The organism is Staphylococcus sp. MZ3 (assembly GCF_018622755.1).
In the GTDB taxonomy this organism is placed as follows: domain Bacteria; phylum Bacillota; class Bacilli; order Staphylococcales; family Staphylococcaceae; genus Staphylococcus; species Staphylococcus aureus.
Genome location: NZ_CP076026.1, coordinates 784,950 through 809,154, shown reverse-complemented (window position 1 = coordinate 809,154; position 24,205 = coordinate 784,950). Strand labels below are relative to the sequence as shown.

The following is a 24,205-nucleotide window of genomic DNA, read 5'->3' as shown; positions in this document are numbered from 1 at the left end:
ATCACTACTTCACTTTTTTTGTTGGCCATGGAAGCGCCCCAACTTTGCTATACAACGGTGGATTATACTTAATCCTTCTATATACAATTAAACTTATACTTATTAAAATTAAAAGAATTGATACTAATTGTGCAACTCTAATATTACTTGTGAGCATTAAGCTATCTGTACGTAATCCTTCTATAAAGAATCGACCAATTGAATACCAAGTTAAATATAAAAAGAATGTTTCTCCTAATTTTAAATGTTTACGAATATTAACTAAGATAATAAATCCAGCGACATCCCAAATGGATTCATATAAGAATGTTGGATGATAATATTGGCCGTTAATATACATATTTTCTATTATAAAATTTGGCAAATGTAATTGTTCTAAAAAAGCGCGTGACACAGGTCCACCATGTGCCTCGTGATTCATAAAGTTACCCCATCGTCCAATTCCTTGCGCTAAAATTATACTTGGCGCAACGATATCACCAATTTGAAATGGGTTTAAATTTTTCACTTTACATACAATAACACCAGCAATAAAGCCACCTATTAAACCACCATGTATTGCTATTCCACCATGCCATATTTTAATAATTTCACTTGGATTTTCCGCGTAATATGGCCATTGGAAAATCACAAAATAGATTCGTGCCGCGATAAATCCAAATAGTGCACTATAAAAAATAATATCTACTAAAGTATCTTTATGTAATCCTGCTTTAACTAGTGCACGTTGTGCAACAAAGTAACCAAGTAATATTCCGACAGCAATGATAATTCCATACCATCGTACACTCAGTGGTCCTAAGTTAAATGCCACAGGATCTATATAGTTAAATACAATACCCATTCAACCTACTCCTCACTCTTATGACTGTTCTTGATAATTTCTTCATTTAATCTTTCACTAAATTCTTCGGCAGTGTTAATGCCCATGATATTTAATCGATAGTTCATTGCAGCGACCTCAATAATTACCGCAACATTTCTACCAGGTCTTACAGGTATTGTTTTTTTAGTGATTTCAGTATCTAAAATACTTAGCGTCTCTTCATTAAGACCTACGCGGTCATATAACTTTTGCTTGTTCCAGTTTTCCAAATTAATATTTAATCTAATTCGTTTTTCAGTTAATATTGAACCCGCGCCAAATAAAGTCATAACATTGATAATACCTAGTCCACGTATTTCTAATAGATGTTCTATTAACTTTGGTGGTTTCCCTATTAGTTCATCTTTATTAATTTGACGTATTTCTACATTATCATCTGCTACTAATCTATGCCCACGTTTAACTAATTCCAACGCAGTCTCACTTTTACCTATTCCTGAATCACCGGTAATTAGTACACCAACACCGTAAACATCTACTAAAACACCATGTAAAGATGTCGTCTTTGCAAGTGCATGCTCTAAAAACGTTGTTAAGCGACTCATTAAACTTGTAGTCGCATCTTTAGCAACTATAAGTGGCGTATTTAATTCTTTTGCAGCTTCAACTAATTCTTCTGGTGGCTGCAATCCACGTGTCACAATAATTGCAGGTGTTTCTGGTCTGCATAGTTTACGCATACGACCTGCGCGATCCTTATCTGGTAATAAATTGTAAAACGATAGTTCCGTTGTTCCTAATAGTTGTATTCTATCTGACGCATAATGTGAAAAATAACCTGCCATCTCTAAGCCCGGTCTTGATATATCAGCATTTTTAATTGGCTTCGATAGTCCTTCTTCACCAGCGATTAAATCTAACTTTAATGTTTCAACTAGTTTTTCTGTCGTTAACATGGGTTCACCTCAATTATATTTATCCCTACTCTTACATCTCTTCTTATCATATCAAAAATATAACACCAATCTACATTGAAAAGCTAAAATAAATATTAATTGTTCATTATTGTTATTATTTTACAAGTCAATATCAATCATTAATTTATTGCTTGCTTAATTTACATGGTTCATATCGCCATAAAAGTCCGAGCCATAAATCAATGACCTAAGCTCTACAATGATATATTGGAATTAGGTGGCGGGGCCCCAACACAGAGAATTTCGAAAAGAAATTCTACAAACAATGCAAGTTGGGGTGGGCCCCAACATAAAGAAATACTTTTTCTTTAGAAATTAGTATTTCTTATGCATGAATTGCACTCCCATTCCTATTTTTAAGTACATAATAGCTGTGGCTAATGACAAAGAACCACTACATAATAAATCGTTAGTGATTCTTTATCATTTCTGTCCCACTCCCATTCCTACGATTAGTCAAGTCTTTATGTTTAGCAACTCTAGATTGACCCTATCTTAACATAATTCTTTTTACGCATCTTTTCTTTCTACTATTCATTACTAAATTAATAAAAAGAAGCGAAGGATAAATTTATAACATCCTTCACTTCTTTTAATCTTATTTATCTTCAGTATTTTGTTTATCTCGTTCAAGTACTTCTTTTAAATACTTTCCTGTATATGATGACTTTGTCTGAGCAATATCTTCGGGTGTGCCAGTCGCAACAATAGTACCACCGCCACTACCACCTTCAGGACCTAAGTCTATAATATAGTCTGCTGTTTTGATAACATCTAGGTTATGTTCAATAATTACAACAGTATCACCATTTTCAACTAATCGGTTTAATACTTTTAATAATCTACTAATATCGTCAACATGTAACCCTGTTGTCGGTTCATCTAGGATATAAATAGATTTACCAGTTGAACGTTTATGAAGTTCAGATGCAAGTTTCACACGTTGAGCCTCACCACCTGATAACGTTGTAGCTTGTTGACCTAATGTGACGTATCCAAGACCAACATCAACTAGTGTTTGTAACTTGCGCTTAATCTTAGGAATATTTTCAAAAAATTGTGTTGCTTCTTCAACAGTCATTTCTAAAATGTCAGCAATATTTTTACCTTTGTAAGTAACCTCTAGTGTCTCACGATTATATCGTTTACCATCACACACTTCACAAGGAACATAAACATCAGGTAAAAAATGCATTTCAATTTTAATAATACCGTCACCTTTACAAGCTTCACAGCGTCCACCTTTTACATTAAAACTAAAACGACCTTTTTGATATCCTCGAATTTTAGCTTCATTTGTTTGCGCAAACACATCACGTATATCATCAAACACACCAGTATATGTTGCTGGATTAGAGCGTGGCGTTCTACCTATCGGTGATTGATCAATATCAATAATTTTATCAAGTTGATCAATACCTTCAATCTTATCGTACAATCCTGGCTTTACTTTAGATTTATTAATTTTTTGAGCTAATGATTTGTATAATACTTCATTTACTAATGAGCTTTTACCAGAACCTGATACACCTGTAACAACCGTCATGATTGATAGTGGTATGTCCACATCAACCCCTTTAAGATTGTTGCTTCTAGCTCCACGTATAGAAATTTTACGATCTGAAGCCGGTCTGCGATATTCAGGTACTTCAATACGTTTCTTACCACTCAAGTATTGTCCTGTTAATGATTTTTTATCTTTCATTACCTTTTGAGGAGTACCACTAGACACAATCTGCCCTCCATGTTCACCAGCACCAGGACCTATATCCACTAAGTAATCAGCCGCACGCATTGTATCATCATCGTGTTCAACTACAATTAAAGTATTTCCTAAATCTCTCATTTCTTTAAGTGTATTAATTAATCGATCATTATCTCTTTGATGCAGTCCAATTGATGGCTCATCTAATACATATAAGACACCAGTCAAACGCGACCCAATTTGCGTTGCTAATCGAATACGTTGTGCTTCACCACCTGAAAGTGTACCTGAAGCTCTGTTTAACGTTAAATATTCAAGTCCCACATTATTTAAAAAAGTGAGTCGGGAAATAATTTCTTTCAATATTTGATTTGCAATCGCTTGATCTTGTTCTGACAAATCAATGTTTTTATAATAGTTCAGCGCTTGACTGATTGAATATTCGACTACTTCACCAATATTTAAACCACCTACATAAACAGATAACGCTTCACGACTCAATCGCTTTCCATGACAAGTTTCGCAAGGTAGTTCAGTCATATATTTACTCATCATTTCACGTGTATATTCTGAAGGAGATTCATGGAATCGTCTACTTATATTAGGAACTACACCCTCGAAAACCATTGTTCGTTTTCTAGTACCACCTTGACGTTGTGTAAATGTAAATTCAATTTCTTTGTCACCAGAACCATACAATAAAATATCACGTTGACGTTCTGTTAACTTTTTAAAAGGTTTATCCATATTGATTTTATAAACTTCACAAACACGTTTTAACAATGTTGGATAAAAATCAGAACTCGTCGGTATCCAAGGTTCTATTGCACCTTCGTTTAGCGTCTTATCTTTGTCGGGAACAACCAAGTCTACATCGACTGTTAACTTTTGGCCTAAGCCATCACATGTCGGACAAGCACCAAAAGGACTGTTAAAGCTAAACATTCTTGGTTCTAACTCTCCGATTGAAAATCCACATATAGGACAAGCATGGCTTTCTGAAAACTTAAGGTCTTCCCCGTCAATGACATCGACTGTTAATTGTCCTTCTGAAAGCTCTAAGGCAGTTTCTATAGAGTCAGCTAGTCGTGTTTCAATTCCATCTTTAACAACTAATCGGTCTACAACAACTTCTATTGTATGATTCTTGTTCTTATCTAAAGTAGGTACATCATTTACATCAACAATTTCGCCATCGATTCTTAAACGTACATAACCTTTTTTACCAATATCTTCGATTAGCTTTTCATGACTACCTTTACGATGAGCGATGACAGGTGCTAATAATTGAATCTTTGTACGTGCCTCTAATTCCATAATGCGGTCAACCATTTGTTGTACTGTTTGCGATTCAATTTCTATATTGTGATTTGGACAGTAAGGTTTACCAACACGTGCATATAACAAACGTATATAATCATATATTTCTGTTACTGTTGCTACAGTTGATCTTGGATTTTTACTTGTTGTTTTTTGATCTATTGAAATTGCTGGCGATAATCCTTCAATTGTATCAACATCTGGTTTGTCCATTTGGCCTAAAAATTGACGCGCATAGGCACTTAATGATTCAACATAACGTCGTTGTCCTTCAGCATATATAGTATCGAATGCTAATGACGATTTACCTGACCCAGATAAACCTGTCATAACAATTAATTTATTTTTAGGTAGTTCGATATCAATATCTTTCAAGTTATGCGCACGAGCACCTTTTACTACTATGGATGGTTCTTTCATTTACTTGTCACCCTTCTGCTTTTAATTCAAATAACATATCTCTTAATTCTGTAGCTTTCTCGAAATCTAAATCTTTCGCTGCTTGTTTCATTTCTTTTTCTATATTGTCGATTGTCTTTTGACGTTCTTTTTTCGTCATCTTCTTAGGTATCACAGTTTGTGCTTTGTCATTATTTTCGTCATTTTCAACAGTAGCACTAATTAAATCATGTATTTTTTTATTAATTGTTTTAGGTGTAATACCATGTTTTTCATTATGTTTCATCTGTATTTCTCGACGACGTTGTGTCTCATCAATTGCATACTTCATCGAATCAGTCATTTTATCGGCATACATAATGACTTCACCTTTATCGTTACGCGCAGCTCTACCTATTGTTTGAATTAATGAGCGGTTAGAACGTAAAAATCCTTCTTTATCTGCATCTAATATGACAACTAGAGAAACTTCTGGTATATCAATACCCTCTCTTAATAAATTAATACCTACGATAACATCATATGTACCCATTCGTAAGTCTCTAATTATTTCGATTCGTTCTAATGTCTTGATTTCTGAATGCAGATAATTAACTTTAATACCCGCTTCTTTCATGTATGTGGTTAAATCTTCACTCATCTTTTTAGTGAGCGTTGTAACAAGTACGCGTTCATTACGCTCAACCCTTGTTTGAATTTCACTTAATAAATCGTCAATTTGATTTTCAGTAGGTCTAACCTCAATCTTAGGATCCAGTAAACCAGTAGGACGAATAATTTGTTCAACCATCTTATCCGTATGTTCAATTTCGTATGGTCCAGGCGTTGCAGATACATACACAAGTTGTTTTGTCTTTTCTTCAAATTCTTCAAATTTAAGTGGACGGTTATCTAATGCACTCGGTAATCTAAATCCATGATCCACCAAAACTTGTTTACGCGCTCTGTCTCCGTTATACATGCCTCGAACTTGTGGTAATGTCACATGTGATTCATCAATCATTACTAACCAATCATCGCCAAAGTAATCCAATAAAGTATACGGTGTCGAACCCAGTGGTCGCAAAGTTAAATGTACGGAATAGTTTTCAATTCCTGAACAGAATCCCATCTCTCGCATCATTTCTAAATCATAGTTGGTACGCTGTTCTAACCTTTGCGCTTCTAGTAATTTATTCTCATCTCGTAATTCTTTCAATCGTTCTTCCAATTCTTTTTCAATACGTTCAATCGCAACTTTCAACTTTTCTTCACGTGTTACGAAGTGAGAAGCTGGGAATATCGCAAAATGTTCTCTTTCTTTCAACACTTCACCTGTTAGGTAGTTAACTTCTCGGATACGGTCAATCTCATCGCCGAAAAACTCAACCCTTATACAAAGTTCTTCTTTAGAGGCTGGGAATATTTCAACTACATCACCACGCACTCGAAACGTTCCTCGTTGGAAATCGATGTCATTTCGTGTATATTGCACATCTACAAGTTTTCTAAGTAATTCACTTCTATCCATTTCCATACCAACTCGAACACTTACTACTAAATCTTTATATTCTTCAGGATTACCTAAACCATATATACAACTTACACTAGCAATAATAATTACATCATCGCGTTCAAATAATGCACTTGTAGCAGAATGTCGTAGTTGATCAATTTCATCATTGATTGAGGCATCTTTTTCAATAAAAGTGTCAGTAGACGGTACGTATGCCTCTGGTTGATAATAATCATAGTAACTTACAAAGTATTCCACCCTGTTTTCAGGAAAAAATTCTTTAAACTCACTATATAATTGTCCTGCTAATGTTTTGTTATGCGCGATAATTAACGTTGGTTTCCCAACTTCTTTAATAACATTACTCATCGTAAATGTTTTCCCTGTGCCAGTAGCACCTAATAAAGTTTGATGTCTTTTCCCCGCTTTAATACCTTCCACGATTTCTTTAATTGCTTGCGGTTGGTCACCTTGAGGCTCAAAATCAGAATGTATTTTAAAAGGATAATGTTCAACCATTGTCACATATGCCTCCTCTTTCAACGTATTATTTATATTTCCGCTCAACTCTTTGCTTTCTCATTACATATTTTAGCAAAGTAGTCACACAAAAAGCAAACGTTTGTTCGTAAAAATGTCGAACAAAGAAAAACAAACATAGTTGTGCTAACTATGCTTGCCTTAAATCAAATCGTTTATCTTGTTATTTTTAGTATGTAAATACACATTATATTAATCATCATTTTGTTTCAACAAATTTGTTTGAAACATTATTTTAAAGTTAATCTTAGCGATCTTCATCTTGATGTTTATGAAATTCGAGTTGATCTATAATTAAATAACCAGCTAATAATGACACTACATCAATAAAAATAATCCACTCGTTATGGAAATACTCTTTATAGATTGAGGCACCAATTAAAATTAATGTCAGAATAGTACCGACCCATTTACTTCTTGTTATTACACTAAATATTACTACCAAGACACATGGAAAGAATGCTGCGCTAAAATACCATATCATTCATTTTCCTCTTTTCTTTTATTTAAAATGTTCATGGTTGTTTCTCTTAATTCTGTTCTAGGTATAAAGTTTTCAGTCAACATTTCTGGAATGATATTATTAATAAAATCTTGTACAGATGCTAAATGGTCAAATTGAATAATTGTTTCTAGACTCATTTCATAAATTTCGAAAAATAATTCTTCGGGATTACGTTTTTGTATTTCTCCAAATGTTTCATAAAGCAAATCAATTTTATCAGCAACTGAAAGTATTTGGCCTTCTAATGAATCATCTTTACCTTCTTGCAGTCGTTGCTTATAAACATCTCTATATTGTAATGGAATTTCTTCTTCAATAAAGGTCTCTACCATTTCTTCTTCAACTTGCGAAAATAATTTTTTTAATTCACTACTCGCATATTTAACAGGTGTTTTTATATCACCAGTAAACACTTCGGCGAAATCATGATTTAATGCTTTTTCATATAAGCTTTTCCAATTAATCTTTCGTCCATGATATTCTTCAACTGTTGCTAGATATTGAGCAATTTTAGTTACTTTAAAGGAGTGTGCTGCAACATTGTGTTCAAAATATTTAAATTTTCCAGGTAATCTTATAAGTCTTTCCATATCTGATAATCTTTTAAAATATTGATGTACACCCATTTCAATTACCTCCTCCATTAATTAATCATAAATTATACTTTCTTTTTACATATCAATCAATTAAATATCATTTAAATATCTTCTTTATATAACTCTGATTAAATGATACCAAAAAATCCTCTCAACCTGTTACTTAAACAGGCTAAGAGGATAGTCTTGTCTTGATATATTACTTAGTGGATGTAATTATATTTTCCTGGATTTAAAATTGTTCTTGAAGATTTAACATTAAATCCAGCATAGTTCATTTCCGAAACAGTAATTGTTCCATTAGGGTTTACAGATTCAACAACACCAACATGTCCATATGGGCCAGCAGCTGTTTGGAAAATAGCGCCAACTTCTGGTGTTTTATCTACTTTAAATCCTGCAACTTTTGCTGCGTAATTCCAGTTATTTGCATTGCCCCATAAACTTCCTATACTTCTACCTAATTGTGCACGACGATCGAAAGCATAATATGTGCAGTTTCCATAAGCATATAAGTTTCCTCTGTTAGCAACTGATTTATTGTAGTTATGTGCAACAGGTACAGTTGGTACTGATTTTTGTACTTGAGCAGGTTTATATGCTACATTAACTGTCTTAGCTACTGCTTGCTTAGGTGCTTGCTTAACTACTACTTTTTTAGACGCTTGTTGTACAGGTTGTTTTACTACCTTTTTAGCTTGGCTTGCTTTTCTTACTGGTGTTTTAACCGCTTTAGTTTGTTTCACTTTATTTTGAGGCACAAGTGAAATCACGTCACCAGGAAAAATTAAAGGTGTTACACCAGGATTGTATGAATATAATTGATTCAACGTTAAGTGATGCTCTAAAGCAATCTTATATAATGAATCGCCAGCAACTACTGTATAAGTTGTCGGTGATTGCGTTTGTGCTTGAACATTTGATACATAATTATGTTGAACAGGTGTTTTTACTTGTGTGCCATGTTGTTGTGCATGTGCTGCATTATTTAAAGCTAAAAAAGCTAACACTGACGAAACCGTCACTGTAAGAGATTTTTTCATCTTGCTGTCATTCCTTTGCTGTTAGTATTTTAAGTATGCAAATACTATAGCACAATACATTTTGTCAAAAGCTATTGTTATAACGATGTAATCAAATGGTTAACAATATAAAAAGAATACAACCTTTTATCATGGTGTAAAATGTATTCATACCATGTAATTGAGAACGTTTTCAATAATTAATTCAATACCTTGAAAATCGTCATAGGTAATATTACTAAATGCACACTGCATATGTTGTTTTAACAAACACAACTTTTAAAAAATATATTCTAACCCTATCTACCGAATTGTACTTAAATATTCATAAACAAATCATATTCCAAAATCTAATTTACAATTTATTTCGCTACCTTTAAAAAAATCAAAGAGCCTGAGACATAAATCAATGTTCAATGCTCTACAAAGTTATATTGGCAGTAGTTGACTGAACGAAAATACGCTTGTAACAAGCTTTTTTCAATTCTAGTCAACCTTGCCGGGGTGGGACGACGAAATAAATTTTTCGAAAATATCATTTCTGTCCCACTCCCTTAAAAAATATATTAATCGTGCGACATTGTCTGTCTTAAATATGATTCGATAAATGGTCCAATGTCTCCATCCATCACTGCATCAACCTTACCTGTTTCTTCGTTCGTACGATGATCTTTCACCATTGAGTATGGATGGAAAACATATGATCTAATTTGGCTTCCCCAGCCGATTTCTTTTTGTTCGCCACGAATTTCAGCCATTTCACGTGCCTGCTCTTCCAATTTTAATTGATATAATTTAGACTTTAACATTTTCATAGCTGCTTCACGGTTTTTAATTTGAGAACGTTCATTTTGGTTATTAACAACTATACCTGAGGGGTGGTGGGTAATTCGTATTGCCGATTCAGTTTTGTTAATATGCTGACCACCTGCACCAGAAGCTCTGAATGTATCAACTGTAATATCATCCGGATTGATTTCAATCTCTATTTCATCATTATTAAAATCTGGAATCACGTCGCATGATGCAAATGATGTATGACGACGTCCTGATGAATCAAATGGAGAAATTCGTACTAGTCGGTGTACACCTTTTTCAGCTTTTAAATAACCATAAGCATTATGCCCTTTGATGAGCAATGTTACACTTTTAATCCCCGCTTCATCCCCAGGTAGATAATCAACAGTTTCAACTTTAAAGCCTTTCTTCTCACAATAACGTTGATACATTCTAAATAGCATATTAGCCCAATCTTGAGACTCCGTGCCACCTGCACCAGGATGTAACTCTAGAATTGCGTTATTGGCATCGTGAGGCCCATCTAATAATAATTGCAATTCGTATTCATCCACTTTAGCCTTAAAATTAATGACCTCTTGCTCTAAGTCTTCTTTCATTTCTTCATCAAATTCTTCTTGTAATAAATCCCAAGTAGCATCCATGTCATCTACTTCTGCTTGTAGTGTTTTATAACCATTAACTATTGCTTTTAACGCATTATTTTTATCTATAATATCTTGCGCTTTCGTTTGGTTATCCCAAAAATTAGGTTCTGCCATCATTTCTTCATATTCTTGGATATTAGTTTCTTTGTTCTCTAAGTCAAAGAGACCCCCTAATTTGTGTTAAATCTTGATTATACTTATCTATATTTCGTTTGATTTCTGATAAGTCCATAGCATTCGCTCCTATTTATATTTCAATTCAAGTCATTGATTTGCATCTTTTATAATGCTAAATTTTAACATAATTTTGTTAAATAACAATGTTAAGAAATATAAGCACACTGACAATTAGTTTATGCATTTATTGTTAAAAATCAGTACATTTATCATCGACATATGCCTAAACCGATTTTTTAAAACTAAGTACATAACAACGTTTAACAACTTCTTCACATTTTTTAAAGTATTTAACGCTTGTAAAATAAAAAGACTCCTCCCATAACACAAACTATAGGTGTTTAATTGGAAGGAGTTATTTTATATCATTTATTTTCCATGGCAATTTTTGAATTTTTTACCACTACCACATGGACAATCATCGTTACGACCAACTTGATCGCCTTTAACGATTGGTTTCGGTTTCACTTTTTCTTTACCATCTTCAGCTGAAACGTGCTTCGCTTCACCAAACTCTGTTGTTTTTTCACGTTCAATATTATCTTCAACTTGTACTACAGATTTTAAAATGAATTTACAAGTATCTTCTTCAATATTTTGCATCATGATATCAAATAATTCATGACCTTCATTTTGATAGTCACGTAATGGATTTTGCTGTGCATAAGAACGTAAGTGAATACCTTGACGTAATTGATCCATTGTGTCGATATGATCAGTCCAATGGCTATCAATAGAACGAAGTAAAATCATACGCTCAAACTCATTCATTTGTTCTTCTAAGATATCTTTTTGACTTTGATATGCTGCTTCAATCTTAGCCCAAACGACTTCGAAAATATCTTCAGCATCTTTACCTTTGATATCATCCTCTGTAATGTCACCTTCTTGTAAGAAGATGTCATTAATGTAGTCGATGAATGGTTGATATTCAGGCTCGTCATCTGCTGTATTAATATAGTAATTGATACTACGTTGTAACGTTGAACGTAGCATTGCATCTACAACTTGAGAGCTGTCTTCTTCATCAATAATACTATTTCTTTCGTTATAGATAATTTCACGTTGTTTACGTAATACTTCATCGTATTCTAAGATACGTTTACGCGCGTCGAAGTTATTACCTTCTACACGTTTTTGTGCTGATTCTACAGCTCTTGATACCATTTTTGATTCAATTGGTGTAGAGTCATCTAAACCTAGTCGGCTCATCATTTTCTGTAAACGTTCAGAACCAAAACGAATCATTAATTCATCTTGTAATGATAAATAGAAGCGACTATCCCCTTTATCACCTTGACGTCCAGAACGACCACGTAACTGGTCATCAATACGACGAGATTCATGTCGCTCTGTACCTATTACTGCTAAACCGCCTAATTCCTCTACGCCTTCACCTAATTTGATATCTGTACCACGACCAGCCATGTTAGTGGCAATAGTAACGGCACCTTTTTGTCCAGCGCCTGCAACAATTTCAGCTTCACGTTCATGATTTTTCGCATTTAACACATCATGACGGATACCACGTTTTTTAAGTAAATTTGAAATATATTCAGAAGTCTCAACTGCAACAGTACCTAATAGCACTGGTTGCCCTGCCTTGTGTTTTTCAACAACATCTTCTACTACTGCATCAAATTTACCTTTTTGGCTAATGTAAATTAAATCAGACTTATCGTTACGTTGCACAGGTTTATTTGTCGGAATTTGAGTTACTGTCATGTTATAAATATTTCTAAATTCTTCTTCTTCAGTTTTAGCTGTACCTGTCATACCCGCAAGTTTATTGTACATTCTGAAATAGTTTTGGAATGTAATAGACGCCATAGTTTTAGATTCATTTTGAATTTGAACGCCTTCCTTCGCTTCAATAGCTTGGTGTAAACCTTCCGAGAAACGACGGCCTGGCATTGTACGTCCTGTAAATTGATCGACAATTAATACTTCGCCATCAACAACCATATAGTCTACGTCACGTTGTAATGTAACGTGCGCACGTAAAGCTGTGTTGATATGACTAATAACATCAACATTTTGTACATCATATAAGTTTTCAACTTTGAACATACGTTCAGCTTTATCCGCACCTTGTTCTGTTAAATGTACAGCTTTCGTTTTTTCATCGTATTTATAATCTTCGTCCTGTTTTAACATTTTCGCAAATACATTTGCTTGTGTATAAAGTGACGTTGACTTTTCAGCTTCACCAGAAATAATTAATGGCGTACGTGCCTCGTCGATTAAAATTGAGTCAACCTCATCAATGATTGCAAAATGTAATGGACGCATTACTCTATCTTCAGAATAATTCACCATGTTATCTCGTAAGTAATCAAAACCTAGCTCATTATTAGTACTGTAAGTAATGTCTTGTGCGTATGCTTCACGTTTTTCTTCTGTCGTCTTACTGTTTAAGTTTAATCCGACAGTCAAACCTAAGAAGTTATATAACTCAGCCATTTCTTCACTTTGAACACTTGATAAGTATTCATTGACTGTAATAACGTGAACACCTCTACCAGCTAATGCATTTAAGTATGTTGGCATTGTCGCTGTTAATGTTTTACCTTCACCTGTTCTCATCTCAGCGATATCACCTTTATGAATTGCAATACCACCCATAATTTGAACTTTATATGGTGTCATATTGAATACACGTTTAGAGCCTTCTCTAACAAGTGCATATGCTTCTGGTAAAATTTTATCTAAATAATCATTTTGCTTTTTGACATTATCAATGTCAGCTAATTCTGTTTGGAATTGTTTCGTTTTATTACGAATTTCTTCATCAGTTAAAATTGCCGTTTTTTCTTCTAAAGCGATTACTTTATCAGCAAGTTTACCTAACTGTTTAATTTCTTTATTATTGCCATCAAGAATTTTTGATAAAAATCCCATTTCGTTCGCTCCTTTAGCTAAAAAACTGTTTGGCCTACAACAATATATCTTATCATTTATAGTTAGAAAATTATACTTATTTACTCATTTGTAGAATCAATATAAATATATTTATGACATACTTCATTCACATTCTGTTGTCAACAAGTTTATCACTAATAAATATATTCTCAATACGCAATTATACTTCCTAATAAATTATATTATAAATATTTTACGATTTTCGACTCGGACTATACAATAGACTGACATACTATTATTAACTTAACATTCAAATATATACATCCATTAACATTAGCATAGTCACTATGTTTCATTCAACAAATTACATTATCGAACTATGAAATAGTCATAATTTGCTTTTGGAGTATAAAAAAGCACTTGTGCAAAAACACAAGTGCTTTAAACTTAATTTATTGTTCACTAGTTTGAATCAAGCCATATTTACCGTCTTTACGGCGGTAAACGATACTTGTTCCATCAGTTTCTCTGTCTGTGAATACAAAGAAGTCATGACCTAATAGATTCATTTGTAATACCGCTTCTTCTGAATCCATTGGTTTTAAGCTGAATTCTTTTGAACGAATAATTTCTATCTCGTTATCATCGTAAGCGTCATTATCAACTTGTGTTTCTTGCATTTCTTGTAATTCGGCAACAAACACTTCTTGATCTCCTCGATCACGGCTCTTACGATTAATACGTGTTTTATATTTTCGAACTTGTCTTTCAAGTTTATTATTAATTAAATCAATACCTGCGTATAAATCATCGTTTCGCTCTTCAGCTCTTAACGTAACATTTTTCAATGGAATTGTTACTTCAATTTTAGTAGCTGAATTTGAATAAGTTTTAACTTTAACATGCGCCACTGCATTTGGTACGTCATTAAAATAACGTTCCAACTTACCAATTTTTTCCTCAATATAGTTGCGAATAGCATCTGTGATAGTGAGGTTATCTCCATGAATTTCAAATCTAATCATAGTAATCTCTCCTTAAACCTCTTTATTGGTAACTCTTTATTATATTTTAACATTTTTACGCTATCGTGCAAACGCAAACACTTTGAATTTTCTGATATTTTTAGCATATAATTTACACCCTGCACGATGAATTGTTAATCCAGTTGTATAAATATCGTCAACGAGTAATATTTCCTTGCCATTTAAATCTAATTCCGTATCAATAATAAATGGATTTTCATCTGCCAGACGCTCTTTCTTAGTTAAATGAGACTGTTTTGGTCTATTTGACATCTTTAAAATCTTATCAAAGCGAATCCCTTTAGCTTTTAGTACTGCTTCTACCGGGTTAAATGTTCTAGATAAATCATGTGCCGGCGAAGAAGGAATTGGCACAATATAGTCATAAGATGTTTGTGGTATTTCAATCAAATGTGCCAATAATTCACATAAATAATAGTCTTTCAAAAATTTATACTGATGTATCATCTCTTTCATTAAACCGTCATATTGAAATTGACAATATAATTGTTCCATTAAATTAAAGTGTGCCGATAGAAACTTGCAGTCTAAACAATACGCTTCATCTTGATTTAAGTGTTTTAAGCACCTTGAACATCGCCTTGCTTTAATATCAAGTTTAATATTGTCCCAATTCTCTTTGCATCTGTCACATAATCTATTAGGTTTCTTGAACAAATTATAAATGGTTATATTTTCATATAACTTAGCACCACAACTCAAACAATTATTCATCAATCCAACCTCTTTTTAATGCTAATTTGTTCATCCTTTGAATCTCTTTTTTAGCTTGAATCATATTCATACTTACTCCTTCATGGAAAAACAATACTTTTCCAGTAGGACATTCTAATTTTCGTCCAACACGTCCAGCAATTTGTATTAAAGCCTCTTGAGTATATTGATGTGCATCGATAACAACAACATCCAAATTTGCCATTGTAAATCCACGTTCTAATATTGTCGTAGTAAAAATGACATCGAAATGTCCATTCCTTAATTGTTCAACTTTTTCAAAGCGAAAAACATCCTCGCTATGGACGTATGTTAATTTAGTAATTTTCTGCTTATAAACCGAAAATGTTTTAATCATTGTTTCTATATTGTTAAAAAACACCAGTGTATAACGTTGATTATTAATTTGATCTTGTAAAATTCGGTATAACATTTTCTGAATCTTATTATTATTAAGTTTGAAATAACGATATTTAGGAACTGGAAGTGATTTTTTATGAAAGCGAGCTGGCAATTTAATTATATTTTCGTGGGGAATCTCTGACAGAAGTTGTTTCGGTGGTGTTGCTGTCATATAAATTGTTGCATGTTCAACTTTAGAAGATGACTTCAATGCTTGTTGTAGATTTTTATCCATTGATAAAGGAAAGGCATCGACTTCATCAATAAAAATAGTATCAAAGTGCTGTTTGAATCGGTAAAGTTGATGCACTGTGCATACAACAAAATGCCCTTCAAATTGTTGTCTTGATTGCTGGTGTAGTATGTCTATATCTTCATTAAGAAATGCGTCTTTAATACGTTTACTAATTTCTACAACAACATCTACACGTGGTGACACAATAGCTATATTATCTCCCTGTATTCTTGCATATTGAATGCCTTGAAACATCATTTCTGTCTTACCTGCACCTGTTACGGCATATAACAAAATCGTTTGTCTCTTTCTAATGGCTCGAACAATATGTTCTGAGGCATAAGACTGCTGTTCCGACAATTCAAATGAGAGATGATAATATGCTTGTGATGAACTTTGCGAACTCTCTGTTATTTTATATCTTGTTACATTATCCATTCGACCCAGTGATATACAATTTCTGCAATATACAATTTTCTTGGAATGTACTGAGGAAGCATACTGATAAAAATGCTTTGGATTTGTACTTTCACATTGAACACAATAATAGTTTGAATTTTGTTTGATGACACCTGTTACTTCTTTTTTAATTTTTTCATTAGTAAGTGAAGTTTGAGGATGAATTAATTTCCCGTAATGTTTAATGCTTAAAACCTCATTTCAACGTAAAAAAGAGCCTAATATTATAATGATTTTCTTATATCTTTAGCATTTTGGCTTTCAAATGATGAACATTTAAAGCCATGTATACGAGAGATAATTTCCAATTACAATATAGACTCTTTTATTAAAATTTTATAATTATGTTAATCTTATTTTTCTGCCAACATAGCCTAAACCTAATCCACCAGAACCTAAATGTGCTGCAACAACTGGACCAAACTCAGAGTATGCTACTTGATAAGCTGAAGGACAATCATCTTGTAACTTTTTGTATAACGCTTGACCATCTTCGAAATGATCTCCATTTATGACAAATAAAGTTACTTCTTCAAAGTCTTTTACAATATCTAATACTTTCTTTTCTAATGTTTGAATGGCACGCTTTTTAGTACGAACTTTTTCTTCTGGTATAATCTTGCCATCTTCAAACTTAAGAACTGGCTTCATTTTCAATAATGTTCCAACCCATGCTTGAGCACCAGTAATTCGACCACTTTTTTGTAAATTCTTTAAGTCATCAACAATTAAATATGCACCTGTGTGTTCACGCATATTAGTTAAATCATCAATAATTTGCTGTGGTTCGTATCCTTCTTCAACCATTTCAATAGCACGTAATACATAACATCCTTCAATCATTGCTGCAAGCTTACTATCAAATGCATGTACATTAACACCTTCAACCATTTCCCCTGCTTGATAACTAGATTGATAACTTCCACTAATCCCACTGGATAAGCAAATGACAATGATATCTGTGTAACCCTGATCTCTTAGCATTTCATATTTAGTAATCCATTCGCCAATTGCTGGTTGGCTTGTTGTTGGAATCGTTTGAGACGATGCCATTTTATTATAAAATTCTTCAATTGCTATTTCATTACTTTCTGTAAAGTTCTTCCCATCATCAAAAGTCACACTTAATGGCGCTATTTGAATATTATATTTATCGATTAAGTCCTGCGACAGATAACTTGTAGAATCGGTCATCACAGCAATTTTCATAGTCGTCCTCCTAAAATATACTCATAGCAATGATACAATATTTCAGTTAAAAAGAAAATGGCAATCAAACGATTTATAGTCATGTCATTTTCAGTGTATAATGAAGATTAAATAATCTTAAGCTTATGAATTAAGGAGTTATTATGACACAAAATATCATTACTGTTAAAAAAGAACACATTATTGAAAATGTGATTAGTAAATCAAGATTCATTGCTCATATCAAACCTGTTCAAAATGAAGATGAAGCTAAAGCATTTATTGCTGCAATAAAAAAAGAACATAAAGATGCCACTCATAATTGTTCTGCATATACTATTGGACCTGAAATGAATATTCAAAAAGCGAATGATGACGGTGAACCGACAGGAACTGCCGGTGTCCCAATGTTAGACATATTAAAAAAGCTCGATGTTCATAATGCGTGTGTCGTAGTAACAAGATATTTTGGTGGTATTAAATTAGGTGGTGGCGGTTTAATTCGCGCCTATAGCGGTGCTGTTAGAGACGTCATTTATGATGTCGGACGTGTCGAACTACGAGAAGCAGTACCATGTATAGTAACACTGAATTATGATCAAACTGGTAAATTTGAATATGAATTAGCTTCAACTCATTTTATGTTAAGAAACCAAACTTACACTGATAAGGTAAGCTACTATATCGATGTCGTTAAAAGTGACTATGAAGCGTTTATTAACTTTTTAAATCAAATGACTGCAGGAAATTTCGATTTGACTGAAGAAACTCCAAAGCAGTTACCTTTCGATATACCAACTGAATAAAAATAAAAAGCACTATCATAAGACGGTAAATATCAATTGCGTATTATTAAACGACAATTGAAGTACACGTTTATGGCAGTGCTTTTTTATATTTGAAATTTAATACATAAAAAATTGCAAAGAGTAAAGCCATATAATACAAATTATCCCATACAGCTATGCTTTCATTCCCTATTCCTCTTTGTGTGACGATTTCCGACTAATTAAATTTAATATTGGTCGGTAGTTGTTATCTATTAATCCTGTAAATTCAACAATTAATTCAATACTAAATATGATTAATACAAACATTAATACAACACCTAATGGTGGCGATACATACAAAATAATGCTCGAAAGACTAAATAAAATAGAGATTGAATAGATTAATAATACTGTTTGTCTATGTGTGTAGCCTAAAGCTAATAGTTTATGATGCAAATGCGATTTATCAGCTTGCATTATATGCTGCCCTTTTTTCACACGTCGAATCATTGCGAACAAAGTATCAATGAATGGAACTGCTAAGATAACAATTGGGAAGAACAATGCAATAATTGTAATATTTTTGAATCCGAGTAAAGAAAGGAATCCGATGATAAATCCAATCATTAAAGCCCCACTATCACCTAAAAATATTTTGGCAGGATGGAAATTGTAAAATAAAAACCCAATTAAAGAGCCTAATAAAACACAACAAATCATCGTTATGAAAATATTAGCTTGTAAAATTGCAATGAATCCTATTGTAATGAGTCCGATTGCAGAAACACCCGACGCCAAACCATCGAGTCCATCAATTAAGTTAATTGCATTTGTAATAGCAACAATCCAAATCACAGTAATTGGAATACTAAGAAATCCAAAATGAATCGTTGTACCCATTGGCAACGAAATAAAATCAATAGTCACACCATAAAAAGCAACTACTAAGGCAGCGGCAATTTGACCAGCCAATTTTATATACGGTTTCAAATCGTAGATATCATCTACAAGCCCAAGTACGTACATAATAATCGCACCAATAATAAGTGGTTTGATTTCTGTTTCAATAGGATGACCAATCCAAATACCTATTAAAAATGAAAAGAGAATCACTGTACCACCCATAACTGAAATAGGTTTAGTGTGTACTTTTCTAAAATTTGGTTTATCAACTAAATTTAATCTTTTCGATATTGCAATAACAATTGGTGTTATCGTCAAACTGACAATCATTGTTACTGCAACTAGTAATAATGTAACCATTTATTCACCTTCATCGATATTAATTGTTTTTAACGTTATATTTATTTAATATTGTCTTTATAGAATGATATATCTATTTTCTACGTATATCTTATAGCTTTATTATAAATTAATTCGCTCAATCAATGATATCATATTTACAACTATACGATTCATTTCTTATATATCGCCTATTATTCATTTTTTCATCATATCATTTAAGGCAACATTTTAACATCAAAGTCTATATCATACATTAATTTTATATGTAAACTAATGACAAATTGTAAGTTTTCACTTACAATAGCTAGTGGTCAATTAAAGGAGTCGATTCAGACATGTTCGAAGCATTTATATACAATATATCTGTTATAGTCGCTGGAATCTATTTATTCCATCGCTTACAGTATTCAGAAAACAAACGTATGGTTTTTTCTAAGGCTTATGTCACTGTTTTAATGACAATCGTATCATTATTATTATCTGTCTACCCTATCCCTTATCGTGAAGATTATTTAATTCACTTAACATTCGTTCCTTTATTGTTTTTAGGTAGATTTACAAATATGGTCTATACATTATCTGCCACAGTAATTGTAGCAATTGTTGAAATTGTAGTATTTAACAACTCGATTATGTACGGTGTTACGTTGATTGTTATTGCTGCAGTAACAAGTGCTATTGGACCATTTTTAAAACAAAATGATGTGCTATCATTATTAATACTTAATGTTGTTACAATAATCATTTTATTTGGTGTCGCGTTAGTGAGTCCTATTTACACACTATCGGAAGTTATCATTTTAATACCAATTTCATTAATTATCACTTTAGCTTCAGCGATAACATTTGTCGATATTTGGCATTTCTTCTCACTCGTAAATCGTTATGAAAACGAAGATAAATATGATTACTTAACAGGCTTAGGTAATGTAAAAGAATTTGATAGACATTTAAATGAAATTTCACGAAAAGCTGAAAAAGAACATCAAAGTATCGCATTATTATTAATCGATATCGATGGATTTAAAGATGTCAATGATACCTACTCACACAAATCAGGTGATGCTGTATTAAAACAAATGTCTCAATTACTTAAAAACTATGTGCCGAATCAATTTAAAATTTTTAGAAATGGTGGCGAAGAGTTCTCAGTTGTCATTCACAATTATTCACTTGATCAAAGTGTTAAATTAGCTGAAAATATTCGTTCGGGTGTTGAAAAATCATCATTCCATTTACCAAACAAAGAAGTTATTAAATTGTCAGTGTCTATCGGTGTTGGTTATTTAACAGATGACGATCCAAAATCACAGCGTAAAGTGTTTAAAGATGCAGACGATATGGTGCATGTAGCCAAAAATCAAGGGCGAAACAAAGTAATGTTTAACCCTATTATCAATTTATAACAACGACAAAACTGTTAATCCTTTGCTATTATTAAATCATAGTATAATAGCAAAGATTAACAGTTTTTCTTATTTAAATTTGAACCATACAAGTTCATCATACTAACACAAAGTCTCACTATTGAAAGTTGCAACAACAAGTTGTAAACTTCAATTGTTCAAATAAATAACACATATCATTGGAGGTGAATTGATATGCCAGATTCAATCACAATTATAGATGAAAACAAAGTGATTGATGTTGTATTAATTGCAGGTAGAATTTTACTTGAATCAGGTGCTGAAACATATCGAGTTGAAGATACAATGAACCGTATCGCACATAGTTATGGTCTTCATAATACATATAGTTTTGTCAGTTCAACTGCAATTATTTTTTCATTAAACGATCGAACAAGTACAAGATTAATTCGTGTACAAGAGCGTACAACAGATTTAGAGAAAATCGCTTTAACGAATAGTCTTTCACGTAAAATATCAAATAAAGAACTCACAATTGATGAAGCTAAATCTGAATTTATTCATTTACAGCATGCATCATTACAATATTCTTTTTTAACGAATTTCTTTGCAGCTGCCATTGCATGTGGCTTCTTCCTATTTATGTTTGGTGGTGTCGCATCAGATTGTTGGATTGCAGTCATTGCTGGCGGATCCGCATTTTTAACATTCAGCTTTGTGCAACGCTATATACAAATTAAATTTTTCTCAGAGTTTGTTGCAGCCGCTGTGGTCATATCCATTGCAGCCACATTTACTAAATTAGGCATTGCAACCAATCAAGATATCATTACTATAGCCAGTGTCATGCCACTTGTCCCTGGTATATTAATTACCAATGCCATTCGAGATTTATTAGCGGGTGAATTACTTGCAGGTATGTCTCGTGGTGTTGAAGCTGCATTAACAGCATTCGCAATCGGTGCTGGTGTCGCAATCGTTTTATTAATCATTTAAGGAAGGACTGTTAAAGCATGCTATTTTATTTATTTCATTTTACAATCAGCTTTATATCAACAGTACTTTTCTCTATCATTTTCAATGCACCCAAACGCCTCTTAGTAGCATGTGGATTTGTAGGTGCCATTGCATGGACGATTTACCAATTAACGGTAGATTTAGAGTTTGGAAAAGTTGGCGCTTCATTTTTGGGAAGCTTAATTTTAGGCTTAATGAGTCATACTATGAGTCGCAGATATAAACGACCGGTAATTATATTCATAGTACCAGGCATTATACCATTAGTACCTGGTGGTGCAGCTTATCAAGCGACTCGTTTTTTAGTATCGAATGATTATACAAGTGCTGTAAATACATTTTTAGAAGTTACACTGATTTCAGGTGCGATTGCTTTCGGTATATTAGTTTCTGAAATTCTATATTACCTATACACACGTATCAAACAACTGTATGGTAAAATCAAAGGTAAGACATATAAAAAATCTTACAACATGAATAATAGAGTTTAAGGGGTCGAATATAATGAAGAACCAATTGATAGATAGATTAACAAGATATACGACAATTGATACGCAATCTGATCCAAAATCTACAACAACACCTTCAACTGAAAAGCAATGGGATTTGTTACATTTATTAGAAAAAGAATTACAGCAATTAGGATTGCCAACTGATTTAGATGAAAATGGCTACTTATTTGCTACATTAGAAAGTAACATCGATGCCGACATCCCAACAGTTGGATTTTTGGCGCATGTTGATACATCACCTGATTTCAATGCTTCAAATGTTAAACCGCAAATTATTGAAAACTATGATGGTAAGCCATACAAACTAGGCAATACTAAACGTGTCTTAGATCCTAAAGTATTTCCAGAACTTAACAGTTTAGTTGGTCATACATTAATGGTAACTGATGGTACATCGTTACTAGGTGCAGACGATAAAGCGGGTATTGTGGAAATTATGGAAGCTATTTGTTATTTACAAGAACATCCAGAAATTAAACATGGTACCATTCGCATTGGATTTACACCAGACGAAGAAATCGGTCGTGGTCCACATAAATTTGATGTTGACCGCTTCAATGCTGATTTTGCTTATACTATGGATGGTAGTCAATATGGAGAATTACAATATGAAAGCTTTAACGCTGCTGAAGCGGTTATTACATGCCACGGTGTAAATGTTCATCCTGGTTCAGCTAAAAATGCAATGGTAAACGCAATACGTTTAGGTGAACAATTCGATAGTTTGCTACCTGATAGTGAAGTTCCGGAGCGAACAGAAGGATACGAAGGCTTTTATCACTTAATGAACTTTGAAGGAACTGTTGAAAAAGCAACTTTGCAATACATTATTCGTGATCATGATAAAAAACAATTCGAATTGCGTAAGAAACGTATTTTAGAAATACGTGACGATATCAATGCCCATTTTGAAAATTATCCAGTTAAAGTTGATATATCGGATCAATATTTCAATATGGCAGAAAAAATATTACCATTGCCTCATATTATTGATATACCTAAACGTGTCTTTGCCAAATTAGATATTCCAGCAAACACTGAACCTATTCGCGGTGGTACAGATGGTTCACAATTGTCATTTATGGGGTTACCAACTCCAAACATCTTTACAGGTTGCGGTAACTTCCACGGCCCATATGAATATGCATCCATTGATGTTATGGAAAAAGCAGTACAAGTAATCATTGGAATTGTAGAAGATATCGCTGAAAATCACTAAAAACCAACGATTATATACCAACTCAGGCTTAATTAATAAAAAAATCACGCTAACATTCAGTGCAATGATAGCGTGATTTTTCATATTTTTTACGTATACTTTCGATCTTCTAATTCGTTTTGCTAACCATCATAAATGTTATTAACCAACATGACAGCATCA

21 protein-coding genes are annotated in these 24,205 nt (G+C 33.0%); 5 read left to right on the top strand and 16 right to left on the bottom strand.

Annotated features, from left to right (window positions below):
- Positions 1-4: 4 nt before the first annotated feature.
- From lgt to fakB1, 15 genes are all read right to left on the bottom strand, one after another.
- A complete protein-coding gene (gene lgt, locus KI230_RS03785; RefSeq protein ID WP_000513305.1) occupies positions 5-844 on the bottom strand; it encodes a prolipoprotein diacylglyceryl transferase in 840 nt (279 codons plus the stop codon).
- Positions 845-849: 5 nt separating this feature from the next.
- Complete coding sequence (gene hprK / locus KI230_RS03780) at positions 850-1,782, bottom strand: HPr(Ser) kinase/phosphatase (protein WP_000958224.1); 933 nt, start codon at positions 1,780-1,782, stop codon at positions 850-852.
- A gap of 619 nt (positions 1,783-2,401) precedes the next feature.
- Entirely contained in the window at positions 2,402-5,248 is a 2,847-nt protein-coding gene (uvrA, locus tag KI230_RS03775; protein ID WP_000662681.1) for an excinuclease ABC subunit UvrA, read from the bottom strand.
- A 7-nt stretch (positions 5,249-5,255) separates the two neighbouring features.
- Positions 5,256-7,241 carry an excinuclease ABC subunit UvrB gene (gene uvrB / locus KI230_RS03770; protein ID WP_000229253.1) on the bottom strand — a complete coding sequence of 662 codons (1,986 nt, stop codon included), beginning with the start codon at positions 7,239-7,241 and terminating at the stop codon, positions 5,256-5,258.
- Positions 7,242-7,509: 268 nt separating this feature from the next.
- On the bottom strand, positions 7,510-7,746 hold the full coding sequence (locus KI230_RS03765; RefSeq protein ID WP_000638417.1) for a CsbA family protein: 237 nt from the start codon (positions 7,744-7,746) through the stop codon (positions 7,510-7,512).
- A complete protein-coding gene (locus KI230_RS03760; protein ID WP_000538141.1) occupies positions 7,743-8,393 on the bottom strand; it encodes a YfbR-like 5'-deoxynucleotidase in 651 nt (216 codons plus the stop codon). Before KI230_RS03760 ends, KI230_RS03765 begins: the two co-directional genes overlap by 4 nt.
- A gap of 173 nt (positions 8,394-8,566) precedes the next feature.
- On the bottom strand, positions 8,567-9,406 hold the full coding sequence (locus tag KI230_RS03755) for a CHAP domain-containing protein (RefSeq protein WP_000749383.1): 840 nt from the start codon (positions 9,404-9,406) through the stop codon (positions 8,567-8,569).
- A gap of 147 nt (positions 9,407-9,553) precedes the next feature.
- A complete protein-coding gene (locus KI230_RS03750; RefSeq protein WP_072384807.1) occupies positions 9,554-9,661 on the bottom strand; it encodes a hypothetical protein in 108 nt (35 codons plus the stop codon).
- Between the two features lie 290 nt (positions 9,662-9,951).
- Positions 9,952-11,062 (bottom strand): peptide chain release factor 2 gene (gene prfB / locus KI230_RS03745; protein ID WP_214958323.1). Its coding sequence is split into 2 segments (ribosomal slippage): positions 9,952-10,989 and positions 10,991-11,062, totalling 1,110 coding nucleotides; the frame shifts between segments, so codons are not numbered across the junction.
- Between the two features lie 168 nt (positions 11,063-11,230).
- A complete protein-coding gene (locus KI230_RS03740; RefSeq protein WP_001790092.1) occupies positions 11,231-11,335 on the bottom strand; it encodes a hypothetical protein in 105 nt (34 codons plus the stop codon).
- Between the two features lie 41 nt (positions 11,336-11,376).
- Entirely contained in the window at positions 11,377-13,908 is a 2,532-nt protein-coding gene (secA, locus tag KI230_RS03735) for a preprotein translocase subunit SecA (protein ID WP_000506531.1), read from the bottom strand.
- Positions 13,909-14,321: 413 nt separating this feature from the next.
- Complete coding sequence (gene hpf, locus KI230_RS03730) at positions 14,322-14,894, bottom strand: ribosome hibernation-promoting factor, HPF/YfiA family (RefSeq protein WP_000617735.1); 573 nt, start codon at positions 14,892-14,894, stop codon at positions 14,322-14,324.
- A gap of 60 nt (positions 14,895-14,954) precedes the next feature.
- A complete protein-coding gene (locus tag KI230_RS03725) occupies positions 14,955-15,629 on the bottom strand; it encodes a ComF family protein (protein ID WP_001057965.1) in 675 nt (224 codons plus the stop codon).
- Complete coding sequence (locus KI230_RS03720) at positions 15,622-16,911, bottom strand: DEAD/DEAH box helicase family protein (RefSeq protein ID WP_487795071.1); 1,290 nt, start codon at positions 16,909-16,911, stop codon at positions 15,622-15,624. Before KI230_RS03720 ends, KI230_RS03725 begins: the two co-directional genes overlap by 8 nt.
- A gap of 156 nt (positions 16,912-17,067) precedes the next feature.
- Positions 17,068-17,934 carry a fatty acid kinase binding subunit FakB1 gene (gene fakB1, locus KI230_RS03715; RefSeq protein WP_000686342.1) on the bottom strand — a complete coding sequence of 289 codons (867 nt, stop codon included), beginning with the start codon at positions 17,932-17,934 and terminating at the stop codon, positions 17,068-17,070.
- Positions 17,935-18,077: 143 nt separating this feature from the next.
- On the opposite strand from fakB1, the gene KI230_RS03710 reads away from it, so the two are divergent.
- Positions 18,078-18,719 (top strand): YigZ family protein, encoded by a 642-nt coding sequence (locus KI230_RS03710; RefSeq protein WP_000192949.1) that lies wholly within the window; start codon positions 18,078-18,080, stop codon positions 18,717-18,719.
- A 171-nt stretch (positions 18,720-18,890) separates the two neighbouring features.
- Here the strand turns inward: KI230_RS03710 and KI230_RS03705 are convergent, their stop codons facing one another.
- Complete coding sequence (locus tag KI230_RS03705; RefSeq protein WP_000258151.1) at positions 18,891-19,946, bottom strand: glycosyltransferase family 4 protein; 1,056 nt, start codon at positions 19,944-19,946, stop codon at positions 18,891-18,893.
- Positions 19,947-20,263: 317 nt separating this feature from the next.
- Here KI230_RS03705 and gdpS point away from each other — a divergent pair, with 317 nt between their 5' ends.
- From gdpS to pepT, 4 genes are all read left to right on the top strand, one after another.
- A complete protein-coding gene (gene gdpS / locus KI230_RS03700; protein WP_000460983.1) occupies positions 20,264-21,334 on the top strand; it encodes a GGDEF domain-containing protein GdpS in 1,071 nt (356 codons plus the stop codon).
- 195 nt (positions 21,335-21,529) lie between these two features.
- A complete protein-coding gene (locus KI230_RS03695) occupies positions 21,530-22,291 on the top strand; it encodes a threonine/serine exporter family protein (protein ID WP_001113406.1) in 762 nt (253 codons plus the stop codon).
- Between the two features lie 17 nt (positions 22,292-22,308).
- Positions 22,309-22,803, top strand: a complete 495-nt coding sequence (locus tag KI230_RS03690) for a threonine/serine exporter family protein (protein WP_000899890.1) — start codon at positions 22,309-22,311, stop codon at positions 22,801-22,803.
- Between the two features lie 13 nt (positions 22,804-22,816).
- Positions 22,817-24,043 (top strand): peptidase T, encoded by a 1,227-nt coding sequence (gene pepT, locus KI230_RS03685; protein WP_000795807.1) that lies wholly within the window; start codon positions 22,817-22,819, stop codon positions 24,041-24,043.
- The last annotated feature ends 162 nt before the right edge of the window (positions 24,044-24,205 follow it).

What these genes read in the sequence shown, in the direction of transcription:
- lgt (WP_000513305.1), bottom strand. Translation starts at nt 844, where the DNA reads ATGGGTATTGTATTTAACTATATAGATCCTGTGGCATTTAACTTAGGA.
- hprK (WP_000958224.1), bottom strand. Translation starts at nt 1,782, where the DNA reads ATGTTAACGACAGAAAAACTAGTTGAAACATTAAAGTTAGATTTAATC.
- uvrA (WP_000662681.1), bottom strand. Translation starts at nt 5,248, where the DNA reads ATGAAAGAACCATCCATAGTAGTAAAAGGTGCTCGTGCGCATAACTTG.
- uvrB (WP_000229253.1), bottom strand. Translation starts at nt 7,241, where the DNA reads ATGGTTGAACATTATCCTTTTAAAATACATTCTGATTTTGAGCCTCAA.
- KI230_RS03765 (WP_000638417.1), bottom strand. Translation starts at nt 7,746, where the DNA reads ATGATATGGTATTTTAGCGCAGCATTCTTTCCATGTGTCTTGGTAGTA.
- KI230_RS03760 (WP_000538141.1), bottom strand. Translation starts at nt 8,393, where the DNA reads ATGGGTGTACATCAATATTTTAAAAGATTATCAGATATGGAAAGACTT.
- KI230_RS03755 (WP_000749383.1), bottom strand. Translation starts at nt 9,406, where the DNA reads ATGAAAAAATCTCTTACAGTGACGGTTTCGTCAGTGTTAGCTTTTTTA.
- secA (WP_000506531.1), bottom strand. Translation starts at nt 13,908, where the DNA reads ATGGGATTTTTATCAAAAATTCTTGATGGCAATAATAAAGAAATTAAA.
- hpf (WP_000617735.1), bottom strand. Translation starts at nt 14,894, where the DNA reads ATGATTAGATTTGAAATTCATGGAGATAACCTCACTATCACAGATGCT.
- KI230_RS03725 (WP_001057965.1), bottom strand. Translation starts at nt 15,629, where the DNA reads ATGAATAATTGTTTGAGTTGTGGTGCTAAGTTATATGAAAATATAACC.
- fakB1 (WP_000686342.1), bottom strand. Translation starts at nt 17,934, where the DNA reads ATGAAAATTGCTGTGATGACCGATTCTACAAGTTATCTGTCGCAGGAC.
- KI230_RS03710 (WP_000192949.1), top strand. Translation starts at nt 18,078, where the DNA reads ATGACACAAAATATCATTACTGTTAAAAAAGAACACATTATTGAAAAT.
- KI230_RS03705 (WP_000258151.1), bottom strand. Translation starts at nt 19,946, where the DNA reads ATGGTTACATTATTACTAGTTGCAGTAACAATGATTGTCAGTTTGACG.
- gdpS (WP_000460983.1), top strand. Translation starts at nt 20,264, where the DNA reads ATGTTCGAAGCATTTATATACAATATATCTGTTATAGTCGCTGGAATC.
- KI230_RS03695 (WP_001113406.1), top strand. Translation starts at nt 21,530, where the DNA reads ATGCCAGATTCAATCACAATTATAGATGAAAACAAAGTGATTGATGTT.
- KI230_RS03690 (WP_000899890.1), top strand. Translation starts at nt 22,309, where the DNA reads ATGCTATTTTATTTATTTCATTTTACAATCAGCTTTATATCAACAGTA.
- pepT (WP_000795807.1), top strand. Translation starts at nt 22,817, where the DNA reads ATGAAGAACCAATTGATAGATAGATTAACAAGATATACGACAATTGAT.